The 13,645-nt window shown below is 55.7% G+C and carries 11 protein-coding genes and 1 pseudogene; 6 read left to right on the top strand and 6 right to left on the bottom strand.

The annotated features are described in order from the left end of the window. The first annotated feature begins 37 nt into the window (after positions 1-37). Positions 38-1,030 carry an NAD(P)H-quinone oxidoreductase gene (locus tag EYQ49_06580; protein ID HIG25536.1) on the top strand — a complete coding sequence of 331 codons (993 nt, stop codon included), beginning with the start codon at positions 38-40 and terminating at the stop codon, positions 1,028-1,030. Here the strand turns inward: EYQ49_06580 and EYQ49_06575 are convergent. From EYQ49_06575 to EYQ49_06565, 3 genes are all read right to left on the bottom strand, one after another. Further along, entirely contained in the window at positions 1,027-2,295 is a 1,269-nt protein-coding gene (locus tag EYQ49_06575; protein HIG25535.1) for a citrate synthase, read from the bottom strand. The genes EYQ49_06580 and EYQ49_06575 overlap by 4 nt on opposite strands. Positions 2,296-2,418: 123 nt before the next feature. Next, on the bottom strand, positions 2,419-3,795 hold the full coding sequence (locus EYQ49_06570; protein ID HIG25534.1) for a methylmalonyl-CoA carboxyltransferase: 1,377 nt from the start codon (positions 3,793-3,795) through the stop codon (positions 2,419-2,421). Between the two features lie 59 nt (positions 3,796-3,854). Then, positions 3,855-4,802 carry a LysR family transcriptional regulator gene (locus tag EYQ49_06565; GenBank protein ID HIG25533.1) on the bottom strand — a complete coding sequence of 316 codons (948 nt, stop codon included), beginning with the start codon at positions 4,800-4,802 and terminating at the stop codon, positions 3,855-3,857. A 924-nt stretch (positions 4,803-5,726) separates the two neighbouring features. Between EYQ49_06565 and EYQ49_06560 the strand changes: the two are divergent. Beyond that, positions 5,727-5,864: pseudogene (locus tag EYQ49_06560) on the top strand (oligopeptide transporter substrate-binding protein). Between the two features lie 634 nt (positions 5,865-6,498). Here the strand turns inward: EYQ49_06560 and EYQ49_06555 are convergent. Beyond that, positions 6,499-7,374: an alpha/beta hydrolase gene (locus EYQ49_06555; protein ID HIG25532.1), complete on the bottom strand. Its 876-nt coding sequence runs from the start codon at positions 7,372-7,374 to the stop codon at positions 6,499-6,501. A 3-nt stretch (positions 7,375-7,377) separates the two neighbouring features. Then, on the bottom strand, positions 7,378-7,851 hold the full coding sequence (locus EYQ49_06550) for a transcription elongation factor GreA (GenBank protein ID HIG25531.1): 474 nt from the start codon (positions 7,849-7,851) through the stop codon (positions 7,378-7,380). Positions 7,852-8,087: 236 nt separating this feature from the next. On the opposite strand from EYQ49_06550, the gene EYQ49_06545 reads away from it, so the two are divergent. The 4 genes from EYQ49_06545 to EYQ49_06530 are packed head-to-tail and all read left to right on the top strand — an operon-like array spanning position 8,088 to position 12,294. Beyond that, on the top strand, positions 8,088-9,068 hold the full coding sequence (locus EYQ49_06545) for a 3-isopropylmalate dehydrogenase (protein HIG25530.1): 981 nt from the start codon (positions 8,088-8,090) through the stop codon (positions 9,066-9,068). A gap of 28 nt (positions 9,069-9,096) precedes the next feature. Then, complete coding sequence (locus EYQ49_06540; protein ID HIG25529.1) at positions 9,097-10,017, top strand: branched-chain amino acid transaminase; 921 nt, start codon at positions 9,097-9,099, stop codon at positions 10,015-10,017. Then, positions 10,010-11,629, top strand: a complete 1,620-nt coding sequence (locus EYQ49_06535) for a citramalate synthase (protein HIG25528.1) — start codon at positions 10,010-10,012, stop codon at positions 11,627-11,629. Before EYQ49_06540 ends, EYQ49_06535 begins: the two co-directional genes overlap by 8 nt. Then, positions 11,626-12,294: an aquaporin family protein gene (locus EYQ49_06530; protein HIG25527.1), complete on the top strand. Its 669-nt coding sequence runs from the start codon at positions 11,626-11,628 to the stop codon at positions 12,292-12,294. The genes EYQ49_06535 and EYQ49_06530 overlap by 4 nt, the downstream gene beginning before the upstream one ends. On the opposite strand, the gene EYQ49_06525 is transcribed toward EYQ49_06530, so the two are convergent. After that, entirely contained in the window at positions 12,291-13,604 is a 1,314-nt protein-coding gene (locus tag EYQ49_06525; protein HIG25526.1) for an alpha/beta fold hydrolase, read from the bottom strand. The genes EYQ49_06530 and EYQ49_06525 overlap by 4 nt on opposite strands. Between the last annotated feature and the right edge of the window lie 41 nt (positions 13,605-13,645).

The raw sequence follows: 13,645 nt of genomic DNA, 5'->3' as shown, positions 1-13,645 counted from the left end.
GTTGGTTCCCGCTAAAAGAAAAAAGCATGATGGTGTCATGCGTGCAGCAGTAATCACCGAACACGGTGGCCCGGAAGTTCTTCAGATTCAAGACATTCCTGCCCCGCAACCCAAGCGAGAAGAAATATTGGTAGATGTGGTAGCCAGCGCCCTCAACCGCGCCGACCTGTTGCAACGTATGGGGCTTTACCCTGGCCCCCCAGCTGACTTTGAGGTGCCGGGGTTGGAGTTCTCTGGTGTGGTGGCTGATCTCGGCCCAGAGGTAACCCGATGGTCAATCGGTGATCGAGTCATGGGCATTACCAGCGGAGCGGCCCACGCCGAACAACTGGTAACTCACCAAGACCTCGCTATGGAAGTGCCATCGGCCATGAGCCTGCTAACGGCCGGCGCATTGCCCGAAGTATTCATTACCGCATGGGATGCTTTGGTCTTACAAGGAGGGCTACAAGCCGGGCAAACCGCATTGGTGCACGCCGGGGCCTCGGGGGTAGGTACGGCGGCTATCCAAATTTGCCGGTACCTGGGCGCCAAAGTGGTAGTGACCGCTTCGGGACCCAAAGTCGGTCGCTGCACCGAATTAGGTGCCGACCTGGCCATTGATTACACCAGCCAAGACTGGGTGGCCGAAGTCAAAGCATTTACCGAGGGCCAAGGGGCCAACGTGGTGCTCGACGTTATCGGCGGAGACTACCTCGAAAAAAATGTGCGCTCCTTGGCCACCAAAGGAACCATTGTTCAAGTCGGGGTCATGGGCGGCGGTAAAGCCACCTTTTCTTTAGGGATGCTGCTGCCCAAACGAGCCATCCTGCGAGGCACCGTATTGCGGGGGCGCTCAACAGAAGAAAAAATAGCAGTCAGCCAAGCGTTCTCAGAGCAAATACTGCCCGGTTTCATCAACGGAGCATTAGAAGTAGTGGTGGACCGCCGGTTTAGCCTCGACGCTATTGCCGAAGCACACGCCTACATGGCCAGCAACGCCAACGTGGGGAAAATTGTTTTAGAAATATCACCCGAAGGCGTTAACTAGCTCGCGGTAAAGCCGGGGACATCGCGGGCTGCGTGCCCGGTGTAAATTTGCCGCGGCCGAGCAATACGTGACTCTTGTTGCAACATTTCGTCCCAATGAGAAAGCCACCCCGGGGTGCGCCCTATAGCGAAAAGCACGGTGAACATTTCGACCGGGAAGCCCATGGACTGGTAAATCAAACCCGAATAGAAATCAACGTTGGGGTACAAACTGCGGCTCACAAAATAGTCGTCAGCCAAAGCCACCTCTTCAAGCTTGAGGGCAATATCCAAAAGAGGGTTTTTGCCGGTTACCTCAAACACTTGGTGAGCGGTCTCTTTAACAATGACTGCTCGAGGATCAAAGCTCTTATACACCCGGTGGCCGAAGCCCATTAAACGGCCTTCGCCGGCTTTAACCGACTTAATGAAGTCGTCTACCTGGTCAAAGGACCCAATGTCTTCGAGCATGCGCAACACGGCCTCGTTGGCGCCACCATGGCGAGGGCCATAAAGAGCCGAAGCGGCCGAAGCCACGGTGACGTAAGGGTCGGCATGAGAACTGCCCACTACCCGAGCCGCCGTAGTGGAACAATTTTGTTCATGGTCAGCATGAAGCACAAACAACAAGTCCATAGCATCACGCAAAACCGGGTCAACCTCGTAACTGCGGTCAGGGTTGCAAAACATCATGGTCAAAAAATTGCTGGTGTAATCCAAATCTGGGTCCGGCTGTACATACGGGGCGCCGATGCTTTTGCGGTAAGCGCTGGCCGCCAAAGTCGGCATTTTTGCAATGAGGCGCAACATTTGGGTACGGCGTACCGCAGGGTCGTCAATGTTTTTGCCTTCAGGGAAGAAGGTAGACAAAGCAGCCACCGCCGAAATCAAAACCCCCATAGCGTGGGCATCGTCGCGGAAACCTTCCAAGATGCGCTTATGGAAATTTTCGTGGATAGGCGCTTCGGCAAAAATCTCTGCGTTAAAGGTGGCGAGTTCGTCGTCGGAGGGGAGTTCGCCAGAGACCAGCAAATAGCAAACCTGCAAGAAACTTAAAGTCGGAGCCACTTGCTCAATGGGGTAGCCGCGGTAGCGCAAAATGCCGGCCCCGCCGTCAAGGTCGGTGATGGAACTCACGGCACCAGCGGTAACACCAAACGATGGGTCGGTAAACCAAACGCCCGGCAAGAGACTGCCCCAGGCCTTGGCGTCAACGCCACCATTTTCAATGGGGATTTCGACGGTTTGGCCGGTGCGGTTATCTGTGATGCTGATGCTTTCGGACACAGGGGCCTTTCTTCGCTTATACGGTCAAAATTCGTTACTTTCTGACTTTACGGGGTTCTGCGCTGCTTAGCGGCATGAAAGACGCGAAAAAAGGCGAAATTTATATTTATGCGGTGAAGACGGTTAAAGCGGGGTGTTGTCGTGGCGCCGCCGAGGAAGACGCTCACGTTTACCACTCAACAGCATCAAAGCATTAGTAAGTTCTTTACGAGTCTCTGAGGGGTCGATGACCCGATCAACCGTCCCTCGTTCCGCTGCGATATAAGGGTTCAACAAACGTTCCTCGTAAGCCGCCACCAAAGCCACCCGCTCATCTTCGTCAGCCTGGCGATGTAAAATCTCTACCGCCCCCTTGGCCCCCATGACCGCAATCTCCGCAGTAGGCCAAGCCAACATTAAATCGTTACCCATGTAACGAGAATCCATCACAATGTAAGCACCGCCATAAGACTTGCGTAAGGTCACGCACACCCGAGGCACGGTGGCCCGAGCGTAAGCAAAGGCCATTTGGGCGCCGTAGCGGATCATCCCTCGCCACTCTAAATCTTTGCCGGGGTAGAACCCAGACGTATCTACCAAAGTAACGAGCGGCAAATTGAAAGCATCGCAAAAAGCCACGAACCTTCCGCCTTTTTGCGACGCAGGAATATCAAGAGTACCCGCAACCGATTGCGGTTGGTTAGCCACAATGCCCACCGACTGACCCCCCAAACAAGCGAAAGCAGTCACCAAGTTGGTAGCAAAAGCAGCGCGCGGTTCTAAATAATGGCCATGGTCAACCAAGCTTTCGATGACGTGCCGCACGTCGTAACTGCCGGTTGGCGAATCAGGAATGAGCTCGGCCACTTCTGGAACCAAACGGTCCAACGGGTCAGAACAAGGCCACCGAGGGGGAAGGTCATGCAAACTGTCGGGCAAAAAAGTTAACAACTCAGCAAGCAACTCATCAGCGGCCTCTCGGTCAGGCGCGGTGAAATGAGCAACACCAGAGATTCTCGCGTGCTGCGAAGCGCCTCCCAACCTTTCTGCGGTGAGGTCTTCGCCAGTGTATTGGCGCACCATATTGGGGCCACTAATAAAGGCGTAAGCATCGTCAACCATGATGACCAGGTCAGCAAGACCCAACAAAAGAGCCGGACCAGAAACCGCCGGGCCAGTGACACAAAAAATAAGTGGAACCACCCCAGAGCACTGCACAAACTCACGAGCGGCGGTGCCCCAGCCATGAATGCCAGCCACCCCGTGGGCTACATCGGCGCCACTGGAACTCAAATGGCAAACCAAAGGAAGCGACTGACGCCGAGCCATACGGGCCGCCTCGGCGAGATTTTCCCCATCAACAGGAAGCAACGCACCAAGATTTTCTCCGCCTACCTCAACACGGACCACACGCCGACCATCAAGGGAAGCCACGCCAAAAGACACGTTCCCGCCAGTACCAGACCGCAAAGCCAGCGAAGCAGCAGGTGAAGAAGAAACTTGGGACACGTTTAGGGCGATCTCTCAGGAGTAAGTAAGGGATTAGGGGACAACGGTACCTTAGACCGCTCGGACAATGATCAGTGATCAAAGGCCAAGTAAACCCCCGGCTGCAAAGGAGCAATGTCGCTCACCACGCCGGACAACACCTCAATGGTGGAACGAACCGGAGTAGACGGGGTAGTGCGTTGGTTAAAAGTTAAGCCCACCGATCGCCGGGTAAGCCCATCGATACGAATGAGCACCCAGTTGTCGTCGGGATGGTCAAAAGCTGCACTGGCCGGCAACAAGGCCGGGGCATGGCCTTGGAGGGCTAAGGAAGCCAGCAGCCGTAGACCGTCAACTTCTGCAGAAGGTTCAAGGTGAATCCCGATAGAAGCGAGTTCTTTATCTACGGCATCGCGAAAGGTCGTGCCCGCAGGGGTAAGCATGATGGGGTAGTCAGCGAGTTCACGAATGGTGATGGTTTTTCGGTTGGCCCACGGATGATCACGAGGCGCAATGATCACCCGCTCCTCTTCGAAAAGGTTCAACGTAGATAAGCCGGCACCAACCACCGGGGTGTTCACCACAGCCATATCTAGTTCACCGTTAGAAATGCGAGAGAGAAGCGAGGTGGTGGTGGCATCAACCAACATGGGCCGCAACGCTGGGTAGAGATCGTTGAGTCGCTGCAAAAGTGGGTTAGCCAGCCAACGAGCGGTGGTCCCGATGCAGCCGATACGCACCAAGCCAGCGACCTCGCTACGCATGGAAGCGATGTCATCGGTTATGGCTTGAAGTTCGTTACGAATACGCTGAGCGCGTTCAATGACGGCGTGACCTTCTGCCGTAGGCGACATAGTACGGCGGTCGATGAGCACAGTTTCTAGCTCAGCTTCAAGACGAGCGACATGGGTTGACACGTTGGACTGCACAGTATGTAAAGAGCGGGCAGCCCCCGAAAAGCTTTGGTGGTCTGCTACGGCAAGAAGGTGAGTGAGTTGGCGAAGGTCCATCGCTAAGAATGATGCCACGAGCAAAGCCATATTTGCTACCGATGGGTGGATGTGTCTTAAAAAGATACAGAAGTGCGACAAAAGGGAAAACCCTCTAGGATTTCCTGCAAGAAGCCCCTAAACGGCAATAAAGCTTTTTCTTTGACTATGACCACCACCCTCGCCATACACCTCGGACCGTCCCTCGCCCATGCGGCCATAGATAAAAACGGCCGAATTGATCTGATTGCCTTAGGCGGTGACCAGGCAGGAATGCCCATGGTGCTCCACGTGGATGCTGAAGGGGCAGTGGTCGCAGGACGTTCAGCACTTGAACGAGGCGCAAAAGACCCCCAAGGTCTGCTCGAAGACCCCATCGGGGTTTTAGCAGATAGTCAAACGGTAGAAATAGCCGGACGCACCATGACCGGCGAAGTACTTCTCGCCCATTTGCTGACCCAAGTGCATGCCCAAAGCATTCAGGTGCTTGATGGCGCTCCCGACGAAACCTTGGTGGTGCTGACCGCCGGTGGCCCCGACCAAAGTATTTATGCCGCAGCAACCCAACGAGCACTCATGGGCAAAGTCGAGTTCGTAAACGAAACCCGAGCGTGGTCAGCCATGGCAACCCACGGGCCGTCAAACGCTGATAGCGAATTATCGGGCGTTCTCGGCGGGCTCTTTTGGAAGCGCCACGGTGACGCCCCCGCGGCCCCCAAAGGCCGAGTAACTCGCGAAGACCTTGGCCACGAAGCACCCACCACTACCCGGGTACCCCAACCCCCGCCAAGCGTAATCTCAGTAGGTTCCCGATCAGTTTTCGAAGAAGCGGCCCCCGTCTCTTTACGACGCAAACGTCGCTCGCCTTGGGTCATCCTCGCTCTCCTGGCGGTGATAGGTCTCGGCGTCGTTGCTGCCCTCGCAGCCACGGGTGGCCAAGAAAAAGCCCCCATGGTGATCACCCCCGCAACCTCCACCTCAACGACCACCAGCACCACTACCACGCTGGCCTCCACCACTACCTTTACCCCGGTCGAAGAAACCACCACCTCCACCTCAACGACCACCAGCACCACTACCACGCTGGCCCCTACCACTACCACTACCACTACCTTGCCTCCTCTCGGTCAAGTAACCATGACCCCGGTAGGGCTTTTGCTAGACGCCCTTGAAAGCGACCGCAACATGGTGGCCTTCGGCAACCCAGTGGACGACGTATTACTCACCTTCCAAGAAGCATTCGGAGCACCAGATTCCGACACCGGCTGGCAAGAAAACGCCACCTGTTTTGCTCCCATGGTACGAACCGTTACCTACGGCGACAAAGAAATTGTTTTCGCCGACCAAGACATAGATGACGGAGAACCCGGCATAGGGGCCACTTTCGAGCAATGGTATATTTCTGGCCCCTGGGCCGTGGAGTCATCAATCTGGACACTAAGCCGCATCGGCATTGGGTCCACCGTGGCCGACATACGCATGGCTTACCCAGGCAATTTCTCCATTGGCTTGGCCATCGACGGAGACCTCTCCGGGTTCTTTACCTTTGATTCCACCGGAAGCGACGATGGTGTTTATGGTTTGAGCAACACCACCGAAGACACCGGAATCGTGCTCGACATGTGGGCCGGAAACGTGTGCAGCCGAATTTTGAGTTAACCGCTGGTAAGCGTCGGGTACACAATGGCTAAAGCCAGCAAAGCCCCTCCAGCCACCACCAAAACTTTCCACCACCACGGAGCACTGCTCATGGTTGAGACACCGCGGCTTGTGCCCTCAACAAGGCCGGCACAAAAAGATTGGGCTGGGTGGTGCACCCCACGTGGTCCGCTGGCACCTCAAAAATTGTCGGGTCACTAAGAGCAGCCACAAGAGCCTCTTGGCGAAAAGGAGCCACCACGGTGTCTTCAGTAAAAGAAACCACCGCCGTGGGTACGGCCAAGTCACCAACCCAAGAAGAAGAATCAAAATCACCAAGCGCCCCGCCTGCTTCTAAAATCCGATGCAACTGCCCGGACTTAACCTCCTGATTAGCCCAAGCATCAAATTCTGGATCACCAATGCCGAGAGCACCGCCCCGAGATTCGGTGATTCGCTCAACAAGTTTCCACATCAAACCCGGAAAGAATAAAGCAAAAGGAGCCAAAAAACTCATAACCCGATGGTCCCGTTTTTCCCGAGAAGATTCAGCAAAACGTGTAGCAGTAGCGCACAAAACCAAACCCTCCACCAAGCCCGGATGGCGGCGAGCCAGCAGTTGAGCCACCGCACCTCCCATGGAATATCCCACAACAACAACCGAGTCCACGCCCAAAGCAGCGATCACCTCTGCCGCATCATCGGCGCAACCCTCAAGAGAAAAACGGCGGCGGCCTCGAAAACCATGCTGGCCATGGCCGTGGTGGTCCCACGCAATAATACGCGACACACGACCCAGCGCTTCATAAGAACGACACCAATTAAGGTCAGCGTTCACCGACCAGCCATGCAGCAACACCACCGCCGGTTTATCTGGGTCGGTGACCAAGGGACCAGAATCTCGTACACGAAGCGAACGACCCGAAGGTAGCTCTATTGTTCGCCAAGGCGGAGCGGCCGCCAATTCTGTTGCAGCGGCCGGCATGAATTACTCGCCAATACCGATGATTCGCACCTGCAGATCACCGTTAGGCGCCGCAAAAGTCACTTCCTGACCCACCGAAGCCCCCAAAAGAACTTCCCCCAAAGGAGAACGAGGAGAAACCACGACAATGTCATCACGTTGCTCTTCGATAGAACCAACCAACATGCGTTCTGGCTCATCATCGCCCTCATAAAGAACTGTAACGGTCACCCCGGTAGTGACCTCATCAACCGGGCCTACAGGGCTTTCCACGATCTCGCAGTCTTCAAGGACGCTTTCAAGATGCATAACGCGGCCCTCCATTTTTCCTTTTTCTTCTTTCGCAGCGTGATAATCGCCGTTTTCGGAAAGATCTCCAAGTTCACGAGCCGCTTCGATTTTACGAGCAATGTCAATACGCCCCCGAGTGGTCAGGTCGGTGAGTTCGGCCAGTAAACGGTCGTGAGCTTGTTGAGAAAGATGATGTATCTGAGGCATACGGCGATGGTAGCCCTCGGAAGAGGTTACGCCACGTTCCTTTGAAGCGATCGTTATCCATTTGACTGCCCCGGGGGGCGACTTGCTACACTCTTCACCATGAACAAAACACCGTCGGTAATTATTATTTTGTAGCGCACGCCTTTTGGTGTGCGCTTCGACCGTCCACTTAGTGGGCGGTTTTTTCTTTACCCTCGGATTCAACAAAACGACAACCAGCAAACAGGAGCAAGCAAGTGGCACATCGCATAGGAATCATCGGCGGTGACGGCATTGGCCCCGAGGTCATAGCCGAAGGACTCAAGGTAATCAGCGCGGCTGGTGTCACCCTAGACACCGTGGACTACGACCTCGGTGGGGAACGCTACGGCCGCGACGGCACGGTTCTGCCCGACAGTATTATCGAAGAATGGCGCAGCCTCGATGCCCTTTACCTCGGAGCAGTAGGGACACCAGCAGTGCCCCCAGGGCTCATCGAGCGCGGGTTGCTGCTCAAAATGCGTTTCGAGCTTGACCTCTACATCAACCTTCGACCATTTCTTTTTTCAGAAAAAAATATTGACTTTCAAGTCGTGCGCGAAAACACCGAAGGCACCTACGCCGGCGAAGGCGGATTCTTACGCAAAAACACTCCACACGAAATAGCCACCCAAGGGTCAGTTAACACCCGCCGGGGTGCCGAACGCTGCATCCGTTTTGCTTTCGACCTTGCAGCGAGCCGCCGAGGACACCTCACCTTGGTACACAAAACCAACGTGTTGACCTTTTCCGGCGACCTCTGGGAACGCACCTTCAACGAAGTCGCCGCCGAATACCCCAACGTAGAAACGGCCTACAACCATATTGATGCGGCCTGCATCCATTTTGTGCAAGCACCCGAACAATACGACGTCATCGTGACCGACAACTTGTTTGGCGACATCCTCACCGACCTCGGGGGAGCGGTAGCCGGAGGCATCGGCTTAGCAGCCTCCGCCAACCTCAACCCAGACCGCACCAGCCCCTCCATGTTCGAACCCGTTCATGGCTCAGCCCCCGACATCACCGGACAAGGCATCGCCAACCCCACGGCCGCCATCTTGTCGGGCGCCATGATGCTGGACTTCCTCGGTGAAACAGTTGCCGCGAAAAACATTAGAGCAGCCTGCGCTGACCCAGAAACCCAAGTCGAAGGCACCGTAGCCATCGGCGACGCAATAGCCCAACGAGTTCACTAACCCCAAATCTCAAGAGAAAGAAAAGCACATGCCCCTCGAAAAAGCAGACAAAATATGGATGAATGGTGAGCTGGTAAATTGGGACGACGCCACGGTGCATGTCCTCACCCACACTTTGCACTACGGCAACGGCGTTTTTGAAGGCATCCGTGCCTACGAAACCGACCGAGGCCCAGCCATTTTTCAACTTCGGCCGCACATTGAACGATTGTTTCAATCGGCCAAAATACTTTTCATCGACATCCCCTGGACAGTCGACCAACTCGTTGAAGCCACCTTGGAAACAGTACGAGTCAACGGCTTTTCCTCCTGCTACATCCGCCCTCTGGCCTACCTCGGGTACGGCGAGATGGGCCTCAACCCCTTGCCCTGCTCCGTTGACGTTTCCATCGCCTGCTGGCCATGGGGCTCCTACCTGGGCGACGACGGGGTAAAAAATGGCGTGCGCATGATGATCTCCTCCTGGCAACGCCACGACCCCAACGCCATGCCACCCGCCGCCAAAGGCTGCGGCCACTACATCAACTCGCAAATGGCCAAAGTGCAAGCCATAAAAGCCGGCTACGACGAAGCCATCTTGCTGTCACCTCAGGGCTATGTTTCTGAATGTACCGGCGAAAACCTGTTCGTAGTCCGAGATGGAGGCATCGTGACCCCACCCACCTCGGCCGGAGCGTTAGAAGGCATCACCCAAAAAACAGTGCGACGTATCGCCGAAGACCTCGGCATTCCCTACAGCCAAGGCAACATTTTGCGCAGCGACCTTTACATCGCTGACGAAGCATTTGTTTCGGGCACCGCAGCAGAAGTAGTACCCATCCGCTCAGTTGATGACCGAGAAATCGGCGACCCAGGGCCCATCACCCAAGTCATCCAAGAAGGCTACTTTGCTGCAGTACGCGGCCAAAGCCCTCAATACACTGAATGGAACGACTACGTAAATGCCTAACCCCGGGGGCACCCCAAAGGCCGTAGATATCTACGACACCACGCTGCGCGACGGTGCTCAACTGGAAGGCATCTCGTTCACCGTGGACGACAAACTGCGTATCGCCGAGCAACTCGACCGTCTGGGCGTGCACTACATCGAAGGTGGTTGGCCGGGCGCCAACCCCAAAGACGTAGAGTTTTTTGAGCGGGCTAAAACCGAATTGAACCTCAAACAATCTCGTTTGGTGGCTTTCGGCTCTACCCGCCGCGTAAACGGCGAAGCAAAAAACGACCCCACCCTGGCCAACTTGGTGGCCTCGGGCACTCAAACGGTGTGCATCGTGGGGAAGTCCTGGGACTATCACGTAACCGAAGCGCTACGCACCACCCTGGAAGAAGGGGTGGCCATGGTGGCCGACTCCATTCGGTACTTAAAAGAACAAGGCCTCGAAGTGTTCTTTGATGCCGAACACTTTTTTGACGGCTACCGAGCCAACCCAACGTTTGCTTTAGACGTCTTGCAAGGTGCTGTCGACGCCGGCGCCGACTGCTTGGTTATTTGCGACACCAACGGCGGAACGCTGCCCGACGAAGTAGAGCGCACGGTGACCGAGGTAGTAGCCAAATTCTCGACCCCCATAGGCGTGCACTTTCATAACGACACCGGTTGCGCCATTGCCAACACCATGATCGGGGTCAAGGCCGGCGCCACCCAAGTACAGGGCACCATCAACGGCTATGGCGAACGAGTAGGGAACTGCGACCTGATACCGGTCATCGCCAACCTCAGCCTCAAACTGGGCATAGAAACTTTGCCCGAAGGACACTTAAAAGAAATCACCTCGGTGGCCCATCACGTGGCCGAAGTAGCCAACTTTGCCGCCGACCCACAACAGCCCTACGCCGGGTCCACCGCCTTCGCCCACAAAGCAGGGCTCCACACCAGCGCTATTGCCCGTCGCCCCGACGCCTACGAACACATTGACCCCGACCTGGTTGGAAACGGCACCCGGTTCTTGGTTTCCGAAATGGCCGGACGAGCCACCATTGCCCTACGGGCCGAACAACTGGGCCTCAACTTAGAAACCGAAGTCCTGGGCGAAGTAGTAGAAACGCTTAAAGACCTCGAATATCGGGGCTACCACTTCGAAGCAGCCGACGCCTCGTTAGAACTTTTGATGCGGGCCGCTGGCGGTTGGGAACAAGAGTTCTTTCAACTGGAATCTTTCTCCGTGCAGGTTGGTCATCATTCAGGAAGCGGAAGCCGAGCATGGAACGACGTAGCGGTAGAAGTAGAAACCGAAGCCACCGTGACCATAACTTTAGATCAACAATCGGTGACCGCTACCGGAAGCGGCAACGGTCCAGTAAATGCTCTCGATGCGGCTTTACGCAGTGCCCTCGGTGACCGCTACTCGGCCATAGACACTTTGCGGCTCACCGACTTCAAAGTACGGGTGCTAGAAACCGGGCGAGGCACCGGCGCCGTCACCCGAGTGCTGCTCGATACCACCAACGGCGAAGACACCTGGACCACCATCGGCGTGTCAGAAAACATTATTGAAGCCTCCTGGCAAGCCTTGGCCGACTCCATGGTTTACGGACTCTTGAAGGAAGAAAACAAACTATGAACACTTCCGCCTTTCGGCGCACCCTGCTCGCCGAGGGCGTCGGCACTATGTTTTTGCTCATCGGCGTGGTCGGTTCGGGCATTATGGCCCAACGACTCTCACCCAACGACGTAGGGCTGCAACTCTTTCAAAACGCCGCCGCTACCGCCGGGGTACTGGTGGCCATCATCTCAATATTTGGCACCATCTCCGCTGACTTCAACCCAGCAGTCACCCTTGGCGCATGGGCGCTCGGCCATCGAGAAGGGCGCCAAGTGGCTCCCATGGTGGTCGCCCAAGTAGTGGGCGGAGCCATCGGCTCAATGCTGGCCAACCTTATGTTCGACCTGCCCGCCGTAGTGTGGTCAACCACCGAACGCACCGGCAGCAACCTTTGGCTTTCTGAAGTAGTAGCCACCGTAGGGCTCTTGCTGGTGGTGTTTAGTTTGGTGCGAACCGCTCGTTTGTCGGCCATTCCATATGTGGTCGGCGCCTACATCGGTGGGGCGTATTACTTCACCTCATCTACCAGTTTCGCCAACCCCGCCGTCACCGTGGCCCGTACCTTGTCTGACACCTTTGCCGGGATCGCCTGCAGTTCGGCCCCCATGTTTATTGCTATGCAACTGGTAGGGGTAGCGATAGCAATAGCGTTAATCCGCCAACTGTTTCCGCAACAAGACTAAGCCGGGCACTGGTCAGTAGCCGGCTGGCCAGCAATGCGCTGGTCAAGCCATTCAATCAGTTCTGACCAGTAAGCGCCCACCGCAGCGGAATGCCCAAACCCTGGGTAAACCCGTCGTTCTAAAGCTTGGTGACCATCAAGAGCGCAGAGCTGGTCAAGGAGCCACTCGCTGCTAATAACTGGGATCTGTTCGTCGGCATCGCCGTGCAAGATAAGGACCGGGGTTTGGTTGGGGAGTTGATTGGTGTCGTTCTCAATGAGGCGAGCGTTCCATTCGGGGAGAGCAAAAATGTCGTCTACAGCAACAAAATCGTCGTAAGCGATCGGGTTAAAGACTTCAAAAATATGGCCCGTGCAGCCCTTTTCGAGTTCGTCAAGGAGGCCAAAGTAGTCAGCGCTGATGACCGTGGAGAGGTCAAGATCTGGGTAAGCGGTGGCCAAACCAGCAGCCACCATGACTAAATATCCTTGAAAATCGCTACCAGTAAGGAAGTCTTTCAAGAGACCCATTTGGCTGGGGGGAGCACCAGCGCCCACCCCTACTAAGTCAAGTTCGGGGGCAATCTCTTGCCACCGTTCTGCCACGTGCATCGCCGCATGACCGCCTTGCGAGTGGCCCCATACCACCAACGGGCCGGTGGCGTTAAGTTCCGGAATGGTTTGTGCCGCACGCACAATGTCAAAAGCGCCTTGGGCTTCGCTTTCACCCACCATGTAAGGGTGGAGCCCCGGCCCGCCCATCCCTTCGTAGTCGGTGGCTACCAGTATCCACCCTTTGGCTAAAAGCGGGTTCAGCAGTTCAAGAAAGTACGAGTCAACCTCTGCGTCCGCAAACGATAAAGAAGGAGCGCACTGATCGGCCATGCCGGTGGTTCCGTGCGTAATGGAAAGCACCGGGCGAGGTCCATCGGCAGCTTCGGCAGAGGCTAAAATAGTCCCAGTAACCTCAATAGGTTCACCGGTCACTGACTGCGAACGGTAAGTGATGTTCCAACCGAGGGTGTCATCTGACCCAAAATTGATTTCTTCAGATGCCAAGATGGCGCCCAAAACTGCCTCATCGTCAGAAGCCTGAATTTGAACACTGCGAGGAGCGGCAGTGGTCGTAGGGGCGACGGTCGTAGTGGCTGGAGCGGCAGTGGTCGTAGGGGCGACGGTCGTAGTGGTTGGAGCGGCAGTGGTCGTAGGGGCGACGGTCGTAGTGGTTGGAGCGGCAGTGGTCGTAGGGGCGACGGAAACTTCTGTATTCCCACACGCACCCGCCACTAAGGCAAAGGCTAAAAAGATAGATGGGTAAGTAATTTTTTTCATCACCTAGTGTGCCAGATAAATAGCCTGAGTTAGTTATTGGG

The sequence above is a fragment of the Acidimicrobiia bacterium genome, from assembly GCA_012959995.1.
Taxonomy (GTDB): Bacteria; Actinomycetota; Acidimicrobiia; order Acidimicrobiales; family MedAcidi-G1; genus MedAcidi-G2B.
This window is presented reverse-complemented; position numbering and strand designations above follow the sequence as displayed.

Excerpts from the sequence above, each read along its gene's own strand:
- EYQ49_06580 (HIG25536.1), top strand. The coding sequence starts at position 38 with ATGCGTGCAGCAGTAATCACCGAACACGGTGGCCCGGAAGTTCTTCAG.
- EYQ49_06565 (HIG25533.1), bottom strand. The coding sequence starts at position 4,802 with ATGGCTTTGCTCGTGGCATCATTCTTAGCGATGGACCTTCGCCAACTC.
- EYQ49_06555 (HIG25532.1), bottom strand. The coding sequence starts at position 7,374 with ATGCCGGCCGCTGCAACAGAATTGGCGGCCGCTCCGCCTTGGCGAACA.
- EYQ49_06550 (HIG25531.1), bottom strand. The coding sequence starts at position 7,851 with ATGCCTCAGATACATCATCTTTCTCAACAAGCTCACGACCGTTTACTG.
- EYQ49_06540 (HIG25529.1), top strand. The coding sequence starts at position 9,097 with ATGCCCCTCGAAAAAGCAGACAAAATATGGATGAATGGTGAGCTGGTA.
- EYQ49_06535 (HIG25528.1), top strand. The coding sequence starts at position 10,010 with ATGCCTAACCCCGGGGGCACCCCAAAGGCCGTAGATATCTACGACACC.
- EYQ49_06530 (HIG25527.1), top strand. The coding sequence starts at position 11,626 with ATGAACACTTCCGCCTTTCGGCGCACCCTGCTCGCCGAGGGCGTCGGC.
- EYQ49_06525 (HIG25526.1), bottom strand. The coding sequence starts at position 13,604 with ATGAAAAAAATTACTTACCCATCTATCTTTTTAGCCTTTGCCTTAGTG.